General features: G+C 67.5%; 17 protein-coding genes. 11 read left to right on the forward strand and 6 right to left on the reverse strand.

Annotated elements, in window-relative coordinates; genetic code table 11:
• Window positions 1-11 precede the first annotated feature (11 nt).
• Genes ureC through JOD31_RS12960 form a run of 5 tightly spaced genes read left to right on the forward strand, consistent with a single transcriptional unit; the run spans window position 12 to window position 4480 of the window.
• The gene (ureC, locus tag JOD31_RS12940; RefSeq protein ID WP_204950758.1) at window positions 12-1724 is read left to right on the forward strand and encodes an urease subunit alpha; all 1713 of its coding nucleotides are present in this window, start codon (window positions 12-14) and stop codon (window positions 1722-1724) included.
• Complete coding sequence (locus JOD31_RS12945; protein WP_204950759.1) at window positions 1721-2242, forward strand: urease accessory protein UreE; 522 nt, start codon at window positions 1721-1723, stop codon at window positions 2240-2242. The genes ureC and JOD31_RS12945 overlap by 4 nt, the downstream gene beginning before the upstream one ends.
• Window positions 2235-2963, forward strand: a complete 729-nt coding sequence (locus JOD31_RS12950; RefSeq protein ID WP_204950760.1) for an urease accessory protein UreF — start codon at window positions 2235-2237, stop codon at window positions 2961-2963. The genes JOD31_RS12945 and JOD31_RS12950 overlap by 8 nt, the downstream gene beginning before the upstream one ends.
• A gap of 39 nt (window positions 2964-3002) precedes the next feature.
• A complete protein-coding gene (gene ureG / locus JOD31_RS12955) occupies window positions 3003-3620 on the forward strand; it encodes an urease accessory protein UreG (protein WP_204950761.1) in 618 nt (205 codons plus the stop codon).
• Complete coding sequence (locus JOD31_RS12960) at window positions 3620-4480, forward strand: urease accessory protein UreD (RefSeq protein WP_204950762.1); 861 nt, start codon at window positions 3620-3622, stop codon at window positions 4478-4480. The genes ureG and JOD31_RS12960 overlap by 1 nt, the downstream gene beginning before the upstream one ends.
• 232 nt (window positions 4481-4712) lie before the next feature.
• On the opposite strand, the gene JOD31_RS12965 is transcribed toward JOD31_RS12960, so the two are convergent.
• The 6 genes from JOD31_RS12965 to JOD31_RS12990 form a co-directional block, all read right to left on the reverse strand.
• Window positions 4713-5600, reverse strand: a complete 888-nt coding sequence (locus JOD31_RS12965) for a FecR family protein (RefSeq protein WP_271206182.1) — start codon at window positions 5598-5600, stop codon at window positions 4713-4715.
• Window positions 5601-5713: 113 nt separating this feature from the next.
• Complete coding sequence (locus JOD31_RS12970; protein WP_338100615.1) at window positions 5714-6391, reverse strand: RNA polymerase sigma factor; 678 nt, start codon at window positions 6389-6391, stop codon at window positions 5714-5716.
• 200 nt (window positions 6392-6591) lie between these two features.
• Window positions 6592-7578, reverse strand: a complete 987-nt coding sequence (locus JOD31_RS12975) for a FecCD family ABC transporter permease (protein ID WP_204950764.1) — start codon at window positions 7576-7578, stop codon at window positions 6592-6594.
• Window positions 7575-8603 carry a FecCD family ABC transporter permease gene (locus JOD31_RS12980; protein WP_271206183.1) on the reverse strand — a complete coding sequence of 343 codons (1029 nt, stop codon included), beginning with the start codon at window positions 8601-8603 and terminating at the stop codon, window positions 7575-7577. Before JOD31_RS12980 ends, JOD31_RS12975 begins: the two co-directional genes overlap by 4 nt.
• On the reverse strand, window positions 8600-9523 hold the full coding sequence (locus JOD31_RS12985; protein ID WP_204950765.1) for an iron-siderophore ABC transporter substrate-binding protein: 924 nt from the start codon (window positions 9521-9523) through the stop codon (window positions 8600-8602). Before JOD31_RS12985 ends, JOD31_RS12980 begins: the two co-directional genes overlap by 4 nt.
• Entirely contained in the window at window positions 9523-11898 is a 2376-nt protein-coding gene (locus JOD31_RS12990; protein WP_246482494.1) for a TonB-dependent receptor, read from the reverse strand. The genes JOD31_RS12985 and JOD31_RS12990 overlap by 1 nt, the downstream gene beginning before the upstream one ends.
• A gap of 271 nt (window positions 11899-12169) precedes the next feature.
• Here JOD31_RS12990 and fhuF point away from each other — a divergent pair, with 271 nt between their 5' ends.
• The 6 genes from fhuF to JOD31_RS13020 all read left to right on the forward strand — a co-directional run bounded on the left by fhuF (window position 12170) and on the right by JOD31_RS13020 (window position 18285).
• Window positions 12170-12871 carry a siderophore-iron reductase FhuF gene (gene fhuF / locus JOD31_RS12995; RefSeq protein ID WP_204950767.1) on the forward strand — a complete coding sequence of 234 codons (702 nt, stop codon included), beginning with the start codon at window positions 12170-12172 and terminating at the stop codon, window positions 12869-12871.
• A 576-nt stretch (window positions 12872-13447) separates the two neighbouring features.
• Window positions 13448-14155 carry a GntR family transcriptional regulator gene (locus tag JOD31_RS13000; protein WP_204950768.1) on the forward strand — a complete coding sequence of 236 codons (708 nt, stop codon included), beginning with the start codon at window positions 13448-13450 and terminating at the stop codon, window positions 14153-14155.
• A gap of 337 nt (window positions 14156-14492) precedes the next feature.
• Window positions 14493-15368 carry a transporter substrate-binding domain-containing protein gene (locus JOD31_RS13005; RefSeq protein WP_204950769.1) on the forward strand — a complete coding sequence of 292 codons (876 nt, stop codon included), beginning with the start codon at window positions 14493-14495 and terminating at the stop codon, window positions 15366-15368.
• 88 nt (window positions 15369-15456) lie between these two features.
• A complete protein-coding gene (locus tag JOD31_RS13010; protein WP_204950770.1) occupies window positions 15457-16110 on the forward strand; it encodes an amino acid ABC transporter permease in 654 nt (217 codons plus the stop codon).
• 5 nt (window positions 16111-16115) lie between these two features.
• Window positions 16116-16931, forward strand: a complete 816-nt coding sequence (locus JOD31_RS13015) for an amino acid ABC transporter ATP-binding protein (RefSeq protein ID WP_271206184.1) — start codon at window positions 16116-16118, stop codon at window positions 16929-16931.
• A 4-nt stretch (window positions 16932-16935) separates the two neighbouring features.
• Complete coding sequence (locus JOD31_RS13020; protein WP_204950771.1) at window positions 16936-18285, forward strand: amidohydrolase family protein; 1350 nt, start codon at window positions 16936-16938, stop codon at window positions 18283-18285.
• The last annotated feature ends 1 nt before the right edge of the window (window position 18286 follow it).

Below are 18286 nucleotides of genomic sequence, written 5' to 3' on the forward strand. Positions count from 1 at the left end.
GATAGAGCCCCATGAGCATGAAGATCTCGCGCCCGGACTACGCGGCGCAATACGGGCCCACCACGGGCGACAAGATCCACCTCGCCGACACCGGCCTCGTGGCCGAGATCGAGCACGACTACACCACCTACGGCGACGAGATGGTGTTCGGCGGCGGCAAGACCATCCGCGACGGCATGGGCCAGGCGTCGAAGTGGAAGGCGAGCGACGGCGCGCTCGATCTCGTCGTCACCAACGCGGTGATCATCGACCCGATCCTCGGCGTGGTGAAGGGCGACATCGGCATCAAGGACGGCCTGATCGTCGGCGTCGGCAAGTCCGGCAATCCCGACACCATGAACGTGACGCCCGGCCTGATCGTCTCGCCCAACACCGACATCCTGTCGGTCGAGGGCATGATCGTGACCCCCGGCTTCGTCGACATCCATCCGCACTTCGACAGTGTGCAGCAGCTCTACGAGTACCAGAACTCCGGCTTCACCACGGTGATCGGCGGCGGCTCGGGCCCGAAGACCGTCGGCATCGAGTGCCCCGGCGTGTTCAACCTGCACCGCATGTTGGAGGCGATGGCGGACATCCCGCTCAACTTCGGCAACTTCGGCAAGGGCAACGCCTCGACCAAGGGCGCGCTCGAGGAGCAGATCGTCATCGGCGGCGCCACGGGCCTCAAGATCCACGAGGACTGGTCGTCGTCGCCGGCGTCGATCGAGACCTGCATGGACCTCGCCGACGAGCTCGACTTCCAGGTGCAGGTGCACGCCGACACTCTGAACGAGACCGGCTACTACGAGGACACCCTCGCCGCCATCAACGGCCGCGTCATGCACATCTACCACGCCGAGGGCGCCGGCGGCGGCAACGCACCGGACATCATGCGCTGTGTGATGGAGCCGAACTGCCTGCCGAGCTCGACGAACCCGACCAATCCGTTCTCGATCAACACCTACGACGAAGAAATCGACATGCTGATCACATGTCACAACCTCAACAAGAGCGTTCCGACCGACATGGCCTTCATCCAGGGCCGGGCGCGCGCCGAGACCATGCGCGCAGAGGACGTGCTGCACGACCTCGGCGCGATCAGCATGATCGGCTCGGACAGCCAGGGCGTCGGCCGCGCCGCGGAAAGCGCCCAGCGCGCGTTTCAGCTCGCCGCGGTCAACAAGGTGCGTTTCGGCCGCCTGCCGGAGGACGGCGCGGGCAACGACAACTTCCGCATCCGCCGCTACCTATCCAAGGTCACCATCAACCCGGCGATCACTTTCGGCGTCGACTCCTACGTCGGGTCGATCGCGCCGGGGAAGCTCGCGGATTTGGTGCTCTGGCGGCCGAAGATGTTCATCGCCAAGCCCGAGACCACCGTGAAGGGCGGCTTCATCACCCATGCGGTGATGGGCGATCCGGCCGGCTCGCTGATGACCTGCCAGCCGCTGAAATACCGGCCGCAGTACGGCTCGCTCGGCGCCAATCCGGCCCGCCTCAGCTACTCCTTCGTGACGCGGGCGGCGCTCGACGCCGGCCTCGACAAGCGGCTGCGCACGCACCAGACGCTGATGCCGGTCAAACGCACCCGCACGATCTCCAAGCGCGACATGCACCTCAACAACATGATGCCGAACATCGAGATCGATCCGGAGACCTACAACGTCTATGTGGACGGCCGACGCATCACAGTGAAGCCGGCGAAGACCCTGCCGCTCACTCAGCTCTATTACTTCCGATGAGCGCGGCCGTCGGGATCGTCACCACCATCCTCGGCCGCCTGGGCGAACTACCGCGCGCGACCGTGGTGGACCCGCTCGATCTCACCTCTGAGGACCGGGCGAGCGCGCATTTCAGCGCGGTGACCGAGGGCGGCCGCACGTTGCGCGTGTCGCTGCCGCGCGGGACCGAGCTGCAGGACGGCGACGTGCTGCTGCGCGAGGGCGACCTAGCCGTCGCGGTGCGCGCGGCGCCCGAGGATCTGCTCTGGCTGCGGCCGGCCGGCAGCGCGCTGGTGTGGTGGGCCGCCTGCTACCAGCTCGGCAACCTGCACCGGCCGGCCCGCTTCCTGCGCGACGGCGTGCTGACCCCGCGCGACCCGATGGTCCGCCAGATCCTCGCCGGCATGGACGTCCGGATCGAGGAGGTGACGCAGCCCTTCGTCGGCCGCCGCTTCGGGGCCGCCGGCGCGCATCACCATCACGACCACGACGATCACAGTTATAGCCATGAGAACGGCCACGATCATTCCCATGGCTGAGCGCCGGAGCGCCGACTTCCGCCCGCAGGGCAACGGCGGCGACCGGCTGCTGGCGCTGCTGCAGCTCGCCAACGCCTCGTTTCCGACCGGGGCCTTCACCCACTCCTACGGCTTCGAGACCTGGATCTCGGAAGACGCGGTGGCCAACGCCGCCGAGGCCGAGCGCCGCTGCCGGGACTGGCTGCGCTTCGGCGTCGCGACCGGCGACGCGATCGCGGTCGTCCAGGCCTACCGGGCGGCGCTCGACGGCGACGCCGAAAAGCTCGCGGAACTCGACGGCCTGTGCGGCGCGCTGAAGCTTGGCCGCGAGACCAAGGCCGCCTCCACCATGACCGGGCGCGCGCTGCTCGCCGCCTGCCGCGACGTGTTCGAGCTGGAGGGCATGCGCCGCTACGGCGCTATGATGGCGGAGGGCTCCTGCGAGGGCCACCACGCGGTCGTCTACGGAATTGCGGGGGCGGGTCTCGCGCTGGGCGAAGCCGAGACCGTCACGAGCTATCTCTGGAGCGCGCTGTCGAACCTCGTCGCCGTCAACCAGCGCCTCGTGCCGCTCGGCCAGGTGGACGCCCAGCGGATCGTGGCGGGCGCAGGACCGCTGATAGACGCCTGCGCCGAGATCGCCCGTTCCCGCCCGCTCGAGGCGATGTGCTCGACCTACGCCGCGCTCGACGTCGCCGCGATGCGCCACGAACGGCTGCCGTCGCGGCTCTGCATCTCCTGATCCCAAGATCTCCTGATCCCACGCCGAAGGAGCGCCTCCATGAGAAAACCCGTCCGGATCGGCATCGGAGGCCCCGTGGGGTCCGGCAAGACCGCGCTGCTGGTGCAGCTCTGTCGCGCCATGGGCCCTAAGCGCTCGATCGCCGTCATCACCAACGACATCTTCACCCGCGAGGACGCGGAGTTCGTCGTCCGCTCGGGCGCGATCGACCCTGCGCGCGTGGTCGGCGTCGAGACCGGCGGCTGCCCGCACACCGCGATCCGCGAGGACGTCTCCATGAACATGGTGGCGGTCGAGGACCTCACCCGGCGCTTCCGCGACCTCGAGATCATCTTCATCGAAAGCGGCGGCGACAACCTCGCCGCGACCTTCAGCCCGGAGCTCGCCGACAGCCACATCTATGTGATCGACGTCGGCGAGGGCGAGAAGATCCCGCGCAAGGGCGGCCCCGGCGTCACCCGTTCGCCGCTGCTGATCATCAACAAGATCGACATCGCGCAATATGTCGACGCCGACCTCGGCGTGATGGAGCGCGACGCGAAGAAGCAGCGCGGGGCCAAGCCCTTCCTCTTCACGGACATGAAGCGCGGAAAGGGCCTCGACGAGGTCGTCGCCTGGATCGAGACCGACGTGCTGTTCGAAGAGGAGGCCGCCTGATGGCCGCCGTCGTCCTTCCGCACGAGGACTGGATCGTCGGCAAGCATGCGCTCATGAACCTGCGCGCCGTGCGACGCCGCGGCCGCACCGAGATCGACCCGCGTTCCTGGCGCATTCCCTACCAGTGGCAGGGCTGCCACTACCAGGACCACGACGACCAGCCGTTCCTGCTGCTCATCAACGCCGGCGGCGGCTTCGTCGAAGGCGACGTGGCGGAGCTCCACGGCACGCTCGAGCCCGAGACGCGGGCGCTGATCACCACGACCGCCGCGAGCAAGTTCTACAAATGCCCGGACGGCGCGACCTCGCGCGAGCTGGTCGCGATCGAGGTCGGCGACGGCGCGACGCTGGAATACTGCCCCGACGAGTCGATCCCCTTCGCGCGGTCGCGCGTCCAGCGCCGGACGCACATCGCGCTCGCCCCGGACGCGCGGCTGTTCGCGACGGACATGATCGCGGCGGGCCGCATCCATCACGGCGCCGGCGAGGCCTTCGCCTTCGACGCGCTCGACTCCGAATTCAAGGTCACCGTGGACGACCGGACGCTGCTGCTCGATCGCCTGATCGCGGATGGGCCGGACGAGGTGGGAGCCCTGCGCCGGCTGTGGGGCGGCGCGAGCCACGCCGCGACGGTCGTGGCCTATGCGCAGGACCTGCCCGCGGGGCTGGAGGAGGACATCGAGGCCCGCCTCGCAACGACCGCGGCGACCGCAGCCGGGGCGAGCCGGGCCGGAAACTTCATCGTGTGTCGCATTCTCGCGGACGAGGCCTGGGCGTACCACGAGGCAGTGTTCGCGTGCTGGACGGCGCTCCGTCCGGCGATCGCCGGCAAGCCCGCCCGTCCGATCCGGAAGTGCTGATCCCTGGCTTTGCGACCCGTTCGGCGGCGTCCCCCCCCCCCCCCGGAGGGACAGCCTGATGTCCGGCGTCTCAGTCCCAAACGTGGGCTGGCTCTTCCCGAGCCGAAGAGCTCTGGGCCAGCACATTGGTACACGCCAATATGCTCGGCTGATCGACAAATGGGGCCGGATGATCAACCTCGAGCCGTCTGCTTGCGGCACGCACAGTTTGCGTCGCACGGAGGAGGCGCCTTCAAAGCAGTACGGTGATTGGTCCGATTGTCACAACCCTCAGCCCCAATGACTTCGCGACGAAGGACAGCGCAGCGCTCTTGTCGGACATTCTGATCACTCCGCTCACCTTTCGCGCCTGAAGCGATAGGCGCGCGATCAAGATCCGGCCGGAGAACTTGCGGTTCAGCTCCTCGATTACGAAGGACAGCGTCTTGTTGTCGACCACCAACTGGCCGTCTCTCCACGAGGCCGCGAGCTTGCCGTCGGCTCCCTTCGCCAGTTCGCCCGAAGAAGCCTCGTACGCGATCTGCTCTCCTTCCTCGAGACGGACAGCCGGGCGATCGTGCGTGAACTCGACCAAAACGGAGTGCTGGGTGACCGAGACGTCGGTTTCGTCTCCCAGCCGCACATCAAAGGCGGTACCGAGCGCCGTGACCCGTGTTTCGCCAGCCTCGACAATGAACGGCCTGTCCGGGTCAGCCTTCACCTCGAAGTAGGCTTGCCCCCGAAGCAGACGAAGGGTACGACGATCCGCGGAATACTCTTCGGTGACGGCCGTCGAGGCGTTGAGCTGCACGGTCGAGCCGTCTGGCAGGATGAAGACCGGCGTTTCTTCTTTGCCAGAGATCATGTCCGCCTTCATCCGCATCGGACCGTCGAAGACCACAAACAGGGTCGCAGCCGCCACGAGCGTAGCAGCCACGACGGGTTTGCCCACGCCGCCGGTTTGGGCCGGCGTCGCGCGAAGGGTTGGGTCATCTGCGATCGCGGTCCGGGCGTCGCCCATAAGACGTTCCGCAGCCGCATAGGCCTTCGCGTTCTCCGGCGCTGCGGCGCGCCAGGTCTCGAAAGTTTCGCGTTCGCGCTCGGTTAGCTCGCCGTCCTGGTTCCGTAGGAGCCAGTCCACGGCCTCCTCGTGACGCCGTCGCTGCGCGTTGGCCGTTCGCCTGTCCGTCAATGGAAGCTCCCAGGCTTCGACTGTTCCATTCCTTGACGAATGAAGAGCCATGCTCCGGACTTCTAGTCGAACTCCGCGAGCCGATCGAGGCAATGCGTGAAGGAGCGCCTCAGGTGGCGGTCGACCATGTTGCGGGTGAGGTTCAGCCGATCAGCGATTTCGCTTGTTGACAGCCCGTGCAGCCGATGCAGCACGAAGACCGCGCGGCGACGCGGCGGAAGTTCCGCGATCGCGCGCTGCAAGAGGGCGACCCGTCGCTCCGCATCGAGCGCGTGCTCGAGAGCGGGAGAAGCGGCCGCGACGCCCGCCGCCTCGTCGTCGGCGCCCGAAAACAGCCGGCTCTCGAAGCGCTCCCGGCGGAGCCTGTCGACGCCGAGATTGGCGGCCGCGCGACGCAGAAAGGCTCCGAGCGACCGCTTGTCGGCCAGGAGCTCCGGTCGAGCCGCGAGCTTCAGGTAAACGTCGTGGACGACATCGAGCGCCGCCGAACGGGTCCTGCCGCCCCTGCGCGCCGCGGCGATCATCTCTTCGTAATGCGCTTCTATGGCCCGGTTCAGCAGATCCCTGCCGTCGCCGGCTTCGAAGCTTGTCGGTGCGCCAGTCAGCGTCGTCATCGCCTTGAGCCGTCCTGCGCCCATCGTCCGAGGCGCGACCGCTAACGCAGGTCGGCAAGCTGCCGGCCTAGTGGCGGATCGCACACGGATTACCTGCCGGCATCCTTGGCGACCGTAGAAAACCACGCAATATCAATGTTTTAGAATGACTCCAACTGATCAGGACGAACACCGCAGCGGTCGCCGTCAGAATGTGGCGAAGCGCCTGATTTCGTTCAGGCCGGACGAGCGCGATCGATCGGCCGGACGATTTCGGCGACGCGCAGATCTCCATACGCTTGTGGCGCCGTCACAACAGGTTCGGCGGGCGGCTCGCGCCGATGACGTCATCCCAGCGACGCTCGAGCGCGCCAGAGGGCGAACCCGAAGACTGGGGCTCCAATCAGCGCTGTCAGGACTCCTGCGGGAATCTGGATCGGAGCGAAGGCGACGCGGCCGATCAGGTCTGCGGTCATGACGATCGCGGCGCCGATCAAGGCCGCGGCCGGGACGATCCGGGAATGCCTCCAACCGACCAGCCGCCGCGCGGCGTGCGGCGCAATCAGACCCACGAAGGCGATGAGCCCCGAGACCGCGACCGCGGCGCCGGAGACCATGGCGCACAGAAGGATGATGAAGCCCTGGAAGCGGATGACGTCCTGACCCACGCTCCGCGCCGCGGCGGCGCCGAGCGACGCGACGTCGAGCGCGCGCGAAGCCAGCAAGCAGAGCGCGAGCGTCGGCGCGAGCCAGAGGCCAAGCGCCGAGACCTGAGCCCAGTTGGCGTCGTAGACGCTGCCCGAAAGCCAGACGAAGGCGCGGTGGACGTCGCGGGCGTCGCCGAGCGCAGTAAGTAGCGTGATGCCGGCGCCGGCGAGCGAGCTCAGACCGACGCCGATCAGGATGATGCGCAGCGACGTGGCGCCCGAGCGCCAGGACAGGGCCCAGACCGCGGCCGTCATGGCGCCGGCGCCCACGAAGCCCGCCCAGGGCGTGAGGAACGGCGACGACGCGGGATAGGCGACCGTCAGGACCGTCACGGCGAGCGCCGCCCCAGCGTTGACGCCGAGCGTGCCCGGCTCGGCCAGTGGGTTGCGCAGCAGCGCCTGCGTGATCGCGCCCGCGACGCCGAGCGCCATGCCGACGAGCCCTGCCGACAGGACGCGGGGCAGGCGAAGGTCGAACACGATCATCGCGACATCGGGCGGCGCCGCGGCGGGGTCCGCCAGGGCGGCGAAGATGTCGGCCCACGCGATCGACACGTCGCCCAGCCTCAGCCCGGCGAGCGCCAGCAGAACGACGAGAGCGCTCGCGCCCGCAACCGTCCACGTCATGGCGTGGCCCCCAGCCGGCGGCGGGCGAGCCAGATGAAGAACGGCGCGCCGATGAAGGCCATGGTGACGCCGGCCGGAAAGCTCTGGCCGAACAGCGTGCGGCTCGCAGTGTCGGCCGCGGTGAGCAACAGCGCGCCGCCGAGCGCGCAGAACGGCATGATCCAGCGCTGGTCGGCGCCGACGACCATCCGGGCGATATGAGGCACCACCAATCCGACAAAGCCGATCGGTCCGACGAGCGCGACCGCGCCGCCGGCGAGAAGCACGACCGTGACGACCGACGCCCCGCGCCCGAGGGTCACGTTCTGGCCAAGCGATCGCGCGACGCCCCCGCCGAGACTGAGCGTGTTCAGCGACCGGCCAAGGACGAGCGCCGCGGCGAGGCCGGACAGGATGTAGGGACCGACGGCGACGATCTGCGGCATGGTGCGCCCCGCAAGCGCACCGGCGGTCCACAGGCGCACCGTGTCCATCGCGCCTTTGTCGAGCACCAGCACGGCGGCGGTGAGCGAACTGAGGAAGCCCGACACGACCGCGCCCGCGAGCACGATCTTGAGCGGCGTCGTGCCCGTCCGGCCGGCTGAGCCGAGCCCATAGGCGACGGCGGTCGCGGCCGCCGCGCCCGCGAACGCCGGCCAGACGAAGGGGTCGCCGGTCGTCGCGCCCGCAATGGACGTGGCGAGCACCACCGCGAAGGCGGCTCCGGCGTTGAGGCCGAGCAGGCCGGGCGACGCCAGCGGATTGCCGGTGACGGCCTGCATGATCGCGCCCGCGACCGCGAGCGCCGCCCCCGCGCAGAGCCCAGCCAACACGCGCGGGGCGCGAACGCCTGCGATGACGAGATGGTCGCGCGAGCCGTCATTGGCGAAGAGCGCGTCCAGCACCGTCGTGACGGAGTGGTGCGTCGTTCCCGCCGACAGCGACCAGACGGCGACGGCCGCGAGCAGAAGCCCGAGCGCGACCAGGGCGGCCGGACGCCAGCTTCCGCGCGGCTTCCGGACGTTGACGCCGGCCACGCCGCTCACGGCGCCTTCAGGACGTACCGCTCGATGTCGTCGAGGACGCGGTTTGCGGAGGCGAGCCCGCTGAACTCCATCCAGGTGGCGGCGTCGACACGATGGACCCGGCCCGCCTTCACGGCCGGCAGCATGCTCCACAGCGGATTGGACACGACCGCTTCGTGCCGCCCGCTGCGGTCCGAGTCGTTGGAGCCGCCCACGATGTAGAGCAGCACGTCGCCATCGAGCGCCGCGAGGTCCTCGAAGTCGGGCCGCTTCACGCTCGGCCCGCCCGTCGACGTCTCATACGCGCTCCGCCTGACGCCTGCGTCCCGCATCACCGCGAAGGGCGCGTAAGCGCCGGGCCCGTCGAGATAGACCTGAAAATCCCAAGGGGTGATGCGTATCACCGAGACTTTGACATCGGGCATGCGGGCGCGGATCTCCGCAATCCGCCGCTGGTAGTCGTCGAACACGCCGTTCATGACCGCCTCGCGTCCGGTGACCTTCGCGAGATTGAGATAGAACGCCTTCCAGTCGTCATCGGTGATGAGCGCCGTCGGCGCGATGCGGGCGGCCATCTCGCGGGCCTTGGCGCCGAGGAAGCCGCTGCCCACGATGAGATCCGGCTTCAGCGCGATGATCCGTTCGATACTTGGCTGCTCGAAGGTTCCGATGTCCGCGACCCCGGCCTGCTCGGCGCGCAGCTTCAGCGCCTTGTCGCTCATGCCCGACATCGGCGCCGCGACGACCGGCGCGCCGAGTTCGAGCGCCATGCCCAGGCTGTAGGTCGGCTCGAGCGCGACGATCCGCTTCGGCGCAACCGGAAGGCACAGCGGAGCGCCCATGACGTTCGGGCTGTCGATCAGCCGTCCCTCGCAGGCCAGCGCCTGCGAGGCCAGGCCAAGCGCCAGCAGTGCGGCGAGACCGCTGCGCGCGACGGCCATCAAAACCTCGCCGTCCCCCGTACGCCCACCACGCGGCCGTCGCCGATGGCCGCCGAGAGCCCCGTCGAGTCGATGCCGGTCAGATACTGCTTGTCGAACAGGTTGCGGGCGAACAGCGCAATCGTGGCGTGCTTCGTCTCGTAGCCGAGCGTCGCGTTGACCAGCGTAAAGGATTTCACGTAGCGGCTTCGGCTGTTCGCCAGATCGCCGGAGCTGAAGAACCCGTCCGTGTAGGACACGTCGGCGCCGGCGAACACGCCCGTGTGGTGCTTCCAGTTGGCGCCGACCGCGAGGGTGACCGCGGGAGACTCGGGGAATTCCTTGCCCTTCAGGTTTCCGGCGGTAGTGAGCCCTTCGTCGAATTCGGTCTTCAAAAGGCCGAGGTTCGAAAACAGCGTCACCTCGTCGACCGGACGCCAGCGCATCTCGAGCTCTGCGCCATAGGCGTGCGATCCGCCGCTGTTCTGGGTGATCGTCTGACCGGGAAAGGCAGGGTTGAACGAGATGACCTGCTGGTTCTTGTAATCGTAGTAGAACACGTTGGCGTCGACCTGCAGGCGGTCGTCGAACCACTTGGATCGGTAGGCGAGCTCGTAGGACCACAGATATTCCGGCGCGATCCGGCGCAGCGTCGTGGTCCCGGCGACCACCTCTGCAAAGCCCGACCGATAGCCTTTCGCCGCCGTCGCGGCGATCGTCTGGTTGCTCGTCAGATCGAAGGCGAGGCCGATCTTCGGCAGGAACACCGTTTTGCTTACCGAGCTCTGTTCATTGAGCGAGCCGTAGACCGGGAAAGGACAGCCGAGGAAGATGCATCCAAGGGTGGAGTCGATGTCGATCGCCTGGCCTTCGTACCGGCCGCCGACTTTCTCACGCAACACCCGGCCGCCGGCGATCAGCGTCCAGCGGTCAAGGAATTTGTAGCGGAGGTCCGCATAGGCGGCGATCGAGGTCGTCTTGAGGTTGGCCTTGAGGTCCTGGACGATCGCGCTCGGGACGCCGAAGGGCGCGAGCTGGCTGGTGGTGATGTCGGACGCGACGTCGCTTGTGTAGCGCCCGGCGAAGACACCGACGACGCCCGAGAGGTTCGATCCTTCCGGATCGAAATTAAGCCGGATGTCTTGGGAGAGATCCTTGCCGTCGCGGGTGTCGTACCGAGTAAGCTCCGCGCCGGGCGGCGTCTCGATCTCGAGATTGGACTCCGAAAGTGTCGTCAACGACGTCAACTTCCAGCCAGGCGCGAACTCGTAGGACAGTTCCGCGCCGTAGCGATTGACCTTGGTGTCGCGGAACTCCGCCGCGAAGCCGACGGTGGGGTCGAACTTGCGGTCGAAAAAGTCCGGACCGGAGACGAAGCTCCAGCCCGGCTTGTCATGCGTGCGGCTCACCGAGAACAGCGCGGAGAAGCCCGGCACGGCGTCGGGCGTGACCAGCACTTTGGCGCGCAGTTGCTCGAACTCGTCCCGGAGCTGGTCCTTGAAGCCAGGCGCGGTGTAGCCGACGTCCTTGTCCTCACGCGCGATCTGGCCCGCGATGCGCACCGCCACCTGATCCTTGACCAGCGGTCCTGACAGCGCGAACGCGGCGGACTTCGACCGCTCCGTGCCGAGAGAACCGTCGAATATCACCTCCGGTTCGAAGGTCGGGTCCTTGGTCTTGATCAGAACGCTGCCGCCGAGCGAGTTCCGACCCTGCAGAGTGGATTGCGGTCCGCGGAGCACCTCGATCTGCTCCACGTCCCAAATTCCGCGGCTGCCGCGGCGGATGGACTCGATGTTCTGGGGCGCGCCGTCCACGAGCACGGAGATCACCGGCGCGGCGCGGCTCGGCTGGGTCACGCCCTCGGCGTTGAGGCCGCGGATCCCAATGCTCGCATTGCCCGAAGCCGACTGAAACGAGCGCACGTTGGCCAGGCGATTGTACGCTTGAGACGCGTCGCGGGCGCTGGAGTTCCGAAGGTCCTCTTCGGTCACCACCCCGACGCTGGTGTAGGTCCGGGACGAGTCTCTTGCGGCCTTCTCGCCGTAGACCGTGATGGGCTCAAGCGCCGTCACGTCGTCGTCGACCTGCCCGGTGACCAACGCCACGTCGGCGGTCGGCTCCGTCACGAGTTCGACCCGGCCCCCTTCGACAATCCGCCCGCTCACGCCGGTTCCGGCAAGCACCGAGGCCAGCGCCTGAGCGGGCGCCAGCCCGGCGCGCGCGCCCTGCGAGCGCTTTCCCTGCGTGACGCCGGCGTCGATGAGAACCTCCAGGCCCGTTTGCGCCGTGAAAGCATTGAGCACCGAGGACAGCGGTCCAGCTGGGATCGCGGCCGCCGTTATGCCTCCACGCTCGGCCGCCGTCTGCGCCGCCGCCGCGCGAGCGCCGGTCATCACAATCAACGCGCCCGCAAGCACGGCGGCACGACTGCCGAGCCTGCTCGCATTCCCCTGCGTTCCCCGCGCCATACTCATCGACCCCCGTCAGTCTCACGACACCTGCGGCCGCCACCCCCTGGATCGCAGCGGCCGTCCGACTCATGAGACCTGACGATTGACGCCAGGCGCTAAGGACTCCCGGCGGGTGATTTTTTTGAACCGCCATTTTTAACGTTGCCGTGTCTGATCGCCCGACGTTATTTCGCCCCATGGTATTGACGAGCAGATGATCATCCCGACACTCGCTCCCCTGTTCAGGGGGCCACTCGAGCCCTTCGCCAACAGCTTGACGCTGGCTGCCGCCGAGAACGTCCAGCCGGCTTCGGACTTGCTGAACCATGCGATACTGCGCAATCGTATCGAACGCCTCGCATCGTTTTATGATGACGGCGACCGTCGCGCCGTCGCGTCGATCTGGTCGAAGAGCCATTTCTCCACGCTTATCCCCGCCGCGCTAGCGGCCAATCTGCTCCTCGAGCTCGATCTTCCGGTCGCGATCAACCAAGTCGGCGTCGTCAGCGACGAACGGGGATGCACGAAACAGATCGTTCTCCCGCATGCCGGCGCGCCGGTGTCGCTCGATCGGGCGGCCCAGCGTTTCGACGCTATTTTCGAGGCTCACGTCACTCCGTTGATCGCGGCGCTCGCCTCGGTCAGCGGAGCGTCTCCCAAGGCGTTCTGGAGCAACGCCGGTTACGCCTTCGACGCTGTGGTACGGCAGGCCCGCGATTTTGGCGCGCACGCAGATGCGATCAACGCCGGTCTCGCCCTCATGTCGGCGCGTAGCTGGGCCGGCCGATCGAACCCACTCTATCGACCCCTGGTCGATCATTCTGGAGGAAGGCGGCTCCGCCGCGTCTGTTGTCTTCGATATCGAGCCCCGAATGTCGACTACTGCAAAACCTGCCCACTCGTTCCGCTAAGTTGACGCCATGGGCCTAACGTCCGGGCCATGTTGAACGCGCCCCGATCAAGATACTTGATGGGCGCCGGCGAAAGATAAGGCGGTGATGGTTGCCGCCCGCGCGGCTTTGGAAGGTCGAGAACGCCGACGCGATCTTAGTGGTCGATCAGGAGCGCTTTGTGGACGTGGGAGTTCACACCGAGCTGCTCGCGAGATGAGGCCGCTAGAAGGCTCTTGTCGACCGCAAGTCGGGCGCTCATGACCGGACACGGCCCCCCCCCGAAATGAGCTCGCACGACTCAGCTCGGCGGTGCCGATCATGTCAGGTCTAAGCCGAGAGTTAGTGACCGCTTCTGGGTTTGAGAACAATGTCCGCAGCTGGCGCCGAGCCGCGGCTACGCTGGGGTCGCGCACTGCTTCGCGCGGCGATCGACCGTTCCCTCTCGCCTATCAGCGTCTCTCGTTTTGCCCGTCGGGTTCGTGGGGGTTATGGGTAGCGACCGTCAGCTGCTCGTTGTGGCTCACGTCTCGTTCAACAGGTGACCGACATTGCCATCGAGGCCTAGCGATGAAACGCGACGGACGACGCCATCCTCAAGCATGACAAAGCTGTCGCGGCGCGAACCCTTCGCACATCAGATCGCAAACACGCTGCGCGATCGGATCATTCGCGGAGACTTGCCCGCGGGCGGGCGCATCGTCGAACGCAGCTTGTGCGAAACGCTGGCGGTGTCCCGGACTCCCCTCCGCGAAGCCCTCAAGCTTCTGGAGCTCGAGGGACTGATTGAGCTGTCGCAGAACCGGGGCGCCCGGATCATGTCGTTCACCGCGGAGGAGGCCTCGGATTTGTTCGAGGTCATCGCCGGGCTGGAGAGCCTCGCGGCCGAGATCGCGGCCCTGCGGCTGGAGCCGGCCGATCTCGACGAGCTCGACGAGATGCACTCCCGCATGATGGCGCACTATCATCGCCGGGAGAAAGACCCGTATTTCGAGCTCAACAGCGCCATCCACGACAGGCTCGTGCGCCTGTCCCGCAATCCGGTTCTGGTCGCCACCCATGCCAACCTGATGCTGCGCGCGCGGCGCGGTCGCTACATGGCGATCGTCGATCCGCGGCGGTGGGAGGAGTCGGTGAACGAACACGAGGCGCTGATGACCGCGTTGCACGCCCGCGACGCGGACGCCGCGCGCCGCGTCTGGAAGCGTCATCTGCTCCGCACCGGCGAAACCGTCTGCGCAGTCCTCACCGCAGCCGTTCGCGAGGCGACGCCGCTCGACGCCGTCGTCGACCAGGCGGCGGTCATCTGACGCGCAGCGCGCATCGGAGTTCTGCTTTCTCCGGCTGAAATAATAGGCAGGCGCTGCGGGTCTCCAGCAGCCTCGGCGGCGTGCGTCCCGCATCCACGCGCCGCCAAGGTGCGCGTTGCAAACAGGAAACGGCCGCGCGTTCGCCACGGCCCACGCCGGATTTTCGCAGACCACGCCGTGGCGGCGCGCAAATGGGCGGGGTCCTGCTCAACTTATAAGCGGGCATGGGCTCGATTTTTCCATCTAAGCTTATGTACATGCTTATATAAATCAAATGGAATGCAATCTGACTGCTGGTTGGCTCCACCGCAACGCGTTGAGATAGAAAGCGAAAGCCATGTCCTCCCGCCTTTCGTCCATCGGCGCCGCGTGGCGCCGCTTCCTCGGTCTGTCCACCCTGCTCTTCGCGGCGACGGCCCTCCTTCCGCTGACTGGCGCGCCGGTTCGGGCCGAGCCGCTGACGTTGGACGCCATCAAAGCCGCCGGCGTGGTGAAAGTCGGCGTCGAGGCGGCCTACCGACCCTTCACGTTCCGCGATAAGGGCGAAATCGTCGGCTACGACGTCGACCTCGCCAAGCAGCTCTTCGCCCCGCTGGGCGTCAAGGTGGAGTTCATCGACACGGCCTGGGCCGGCGTCATACCCGCGCTCTATGCCGGCAACTTCGATGTGATCATGACCTCGCTCACCTACTCCAAGGAGCGGGTGGCGAAGGTCGGCTATTCCATCCCCTACACTGAAGCGACGCAGGAGATGCTGATCCGCTCCTCCGACGTGGACACGATCAAGAGCATCGACGGCATGTCCGGAAAGGTGCTCGCCGTGAAGCTCGGCTCGGCGGGCGACACCATGAAAGCCGCGCTCGACGCGAAACTGAAGGCGAGCGCCGGCAAGGGCTTCTCCGAGGTGAAGGCCTACGACGACCATCCGGCCGCCTATCTCGCGCTCGCGCAAGGATCCGTCGACGGCGTCATCAACTCGCTCGCGACGCTCACCCAGGTGCTGAAGGACGCCCCGGGCCGGTACGCCATCGTCCGCGACATCGGTCCGCGCAACTGGGCCGGCATCGGCGCCCGGAAGGAAGACACGGCGCTGATCGGCTTCCTCAACGAGCGCATCGAGGCTCTGAAGGCCAACGGCGAGATCTACAAGCTGCAGGAAAAGTGGTTCGGCACGCAGATGAAGCTGGCCGACAAGGTGCCCGACTTCTCCTGACCGCCCGACGGGACGGCGGTGGCGAGCCGCCTGTCCCGCCTCGCCCGCCGACGGGCGCCCCCGCCAGCCGATCGCGGATCGCGATGCCATGACCATAGATTGGGCCGTCGTCGAGATGGCCATCCCCCTTCTTGCCGAAGGCACGGTGACGACGCTGAGAATCGCGTCGCTCGCGGCGCTGCTCGGCCTTACCGGAGGCGTAGCGCTCGGTCTCGTCTCGCTCGGCGGATGGCCGTGGGCGCGCTGGCTGGTGCGCGCCTATGTGGATTTCATCCGTGGCACGCCTCTACTTATCCAGATCTTCATCGTGTTCTTCGGGCTGCCGCTCATGGGCTGGCGTCCTGGCGAGTTCTGGTCGGGCGTGATCGCGCTGTCGCTCAACTGCGCCGCCTATGTCGCCGAGGTCGTGCGCGGCACGGTCGGGGCGGTCGAGAAGGGCCAGACCGAAGCTGCCAAGTCGATCGGCATGACGCAGGGCCGCATCTTGCTCTACGTCCTGCTGCCGCAGTCGATCCGGCCCATGATGCCGGCGTTGACGAACGACGTGATCACCCTCCTGAAGAACACGTCGTTGCTCTCGGTCATCTCGGTCTACGAGCTGACGCGCTCGGGGCAGGCGATCATCGCCACGCACTTTGCTCCGCTCGAGATCTTCGCCCTTCTCGCCATCTACTATTACGCCATCATCTCCGTGCTTTCGTGGATTTCGCGGGTGATCGAGCGGCGGCTCCCAGCCTGGTGATCGCCATGCCCCTCGAAACGCGAACCGATCCCTCAAGGCTGGCTGGCGAACGGCCGTTGCTCTCGGTGCGGGGACTGCGCAAGCGTTACGGCGAACGAGAGATCCTGAAGGGCATCTCGTTCGACGTCATGGCGGGACAGACGATGGTGCTGATCGGGCCTTCCGGCTCCGGCAAGACCACGGTGCTGCGCTGCCTCAACCATCTGGAGACGCCGGACGCCGGGACGATCGAGCTCACGGGCGAACCGATCGGCGGCGCCTATGTGGGCGAAGCGGCGCGCTGGACGCCCCTGACCGAGTCCCAGCTCGCCCTTCAGCGGCGCAAGTTCGGCTTCGTGTTCCAGCGCTTCAACCTGTTCCCGCACCTCACCGCGGCGCAGAACGTGGCGATCGGTCCGCGAAAGGTGCTCGGCTTGTCCCGCGAGGCGGCCGAAGCGCGCGCGGCGGAGCAGCTCGCCCGGGTGAGCCTCGCCGAGCACATGCACAAGCGCCCCTCGCAGCTGTCGGGCGGCCAGCAGCAGCGTGTCGCCATCGCCCGCGCGCTGGCCATGGACCCGCGCCTGATCCTGTTTGACGAGCCGACCTCCGCGCTCGATCCCGAGCTGGTCCACGAGGTCCTGGACGTTATGGGCGCTCTGGCGCGCGAAGGCATGACCATGATCGTGGTCACCCACGAGATGAGTTTCGCGCGGCGCGTCGCCGACACGCTCATCTTTATGGCCGACGGCCATATCGTCGAGCAGGGCTCGCCCGAGGCCGTGTTCTCCGCTCCGCGAGAAGAGAAGACGCAGCGCTTCCTCTCCCACATTCTGAATCGATAGCGCCATGTCCGAGCCGCTCTACGATCTGGTCATCACCGGCGCCACGGTCCTCACGGGGGCGCCGGCGTCGCACGCCATCGACGACGCCGTGATCGCGATCTCGGACGGCCGCTTCGCGCGGATCGAAGCCGCATCCAGGGACGCCGCGCCGCTCCGCGCCCACCGCAGCCTTCATCTTCCCGGCCGCGTCGTCACGCCGGGCCTGATCAACGTGCACACGCACGCCAACCTCAGCATGGTGCGCGGCGTCGCCGAGGACCTTGGGTTCGCGCCGGCCTACACGCCCGGCATTCCGCAGGGCCACATGGTCACGCCGGACGAGGCCTACGCCATCGCACGGCTGGGCGCGCTGGAGGCGCTGCTGTTCGGCTCCACGCTGATCAACGACACCTTCGTGCACGCCGACGTCGTCACGCCCGCCATGGCGGACGTCGGCCTTCGGGTGTGGTCATGCGGCCGCATTCACGACGTCGATTTCTCCGGCGTCTCGGTGGGGCGCTGGGATCATGTCGACGCCATCGGCGACAAGACGCTGGGCGAGGCGATCGCGCTGGCGGAGCGTTACGACGGCAAGAGCGGCGGCCGCATCGGTGTGCAACTCGCCGCGCATGCGCCCGACACGTGCTCGACGCCCTTCCTGCGGCGCATCGCGCGGGCCGCGGAAGACACTGGGCTTCGGGTGACGACCCATCTCTCGCAGAGCAAGGTCGAGCTCGCCCGGATCCGCGAGCGCGACGGCATGAGCCCGCCCGAACTGCTGGATGAGCTCGGCCTGCTGAACGACCGGCTCACTGCGGCGCATTGCATCCACGTCAGCGACGGCGACATCGCGCGCATCGGGAATGCCGGCGTCCATGTCGCGCACATCGCCAAGGGCAACGCGACGGGGGCGACGATCGCGCCGACGCACAGGCTGCGCGCCGCAGGAGCCAAGCTCACGCTCGGCACCGACAACATGCACGCCGACATGGTGGAGGTGATGCGCTGGGCGCTCGCGGTCGGTCGCATCCAGCTCGGCGCGGTCACGCCCGACTGGCAGCCCGAGACCGTGTTCGAGATGGCGACCCTCGCGGGCGCGCGCGCCATGGGGCTCGAGGACGAGATCGGCAGCATCGAGATCGGCAAGCGCGCGGATTTCGTCGCCTTCGATTTCCGTCGCCCGCATCTCACGCCGATGACCAACGCCCTCGGCAACCTCGTCCACGTCGCCCAGGGTCGGGACGCCGAGGTCGTCGCCGTGGACGGCGAGTTGATGGTTGTGGATGGAAAGCCGACCCGGGTGGACGCCGACGCGGTCCGCCGTGACGCCGCCCTCGCCATCGAGGCCCTGTGGGTCCGGGCGCGTGGGAGCTGAG

The sequence above is a fragment of the Methylopila capsulata genome (assembly GCF_016907975.1).
Taxonomy (GTDB): domain Bacteria; phylum Pseudomonadota; class Alphaproteobacteria; order Rhizobiales; family Methylopilaceae; genus Methylopila; species Methylopila capsulata.

Coding starts and splice junctions, on each gene's coding strand:
- ureC (WP_204950758.1), top strand. CDS start 12: ATGAGCATGAAGATCTCGCGCCCGGACTACGCGGCGCAATACGGGCCC.
- JOD31_RS12945 (WP_204950759.1), top strand. CDS start 1,721: ATGAGCGCGGCCGTCGGGATCGTCACCACCATCCTCGGCCGCCTGGGC.
- JOD31_RS12950 (WP_204950760.1), top strand. CDS start 2,235: ATGGCTGAGCGCCGGAGCGCCGACTTCCGCCCGCAGGGCAACGGCGGC.
- ureG (WP_204950761.1), top strand. CDS start 3,003: ATGAGAAAACCCGTCCGGATCGGCATCGGAGGCCCCGTGGGGTCCGGC.
- JOD31_RS12960 (WP_204950762.1), top strand. CDS start 3,620: ATGGCCGCCGTCGTCCTTCCGCACGAGGACTGGATCGTCGGCAAGCAT.
- JOD31_RS12975 (WP_204950764.1), bottom strand. CDS start 7,578: ATGACGTGGACGGTTGCGGGCGCGAGCGCTCTCGTCGTTCTGCTGGCG.
- JOD31_RS12985 (WP_204950765.1), bottom strand. CDS start 9,523: ATGGCCGTCGCGCGCAGCGGTCTCGCCGCACTGCTGGCGCTTGGCCTG.
- JOD31_RS12990 (WP_246482494.1), bottom strand. CDS start 11,898: ATGACCGGCGCTCGCGCGGCGGCGGCGCAGACGGCGGCCGAGCGTGGA.
- fhuF (WP_204950767.1), top strand. CDS start 12,170: ATGATCATCCCGACACTCGCTCCCCTGTTCAGGGGGCCACTCGAGCCC.
- JOD31_RS13000 (WP_204950768.1), top strand. CDS start 13,448: ATGACAAAGCTGTCGCGGCGCGAACCCTTCGCACATCAGATCGCAAAC.
- JOD31_RS13005 (WP_204950769.1), top strand. CDS start 14,493: ATGTCCTCCCGCCTTTCGTCCATCGGCGCCGCGTGGCGCCGCTTCCTC.
- JOD31_RS13010 (WP_204950770.1), top strand. CDS start 15,457: ATGACCATAGATTGGGCCGTCGTCGAGATGGCCATCCCCCTTCTTGCC.
- JOD31_RS13015 (WP_271206184.1), top strand. CDS start 16,116: ATGCCCCTCGAAACGCGAACCGATCCCTCAAGGCTGGCTGGCGAACGG.
- JOD31_RS13020 (WP_204950771.1), top strand. CDS start 16,936: ATGTCCGAGCCGCTCTACGATCTGGTCATCACCGGCGCCACGGTCCTC.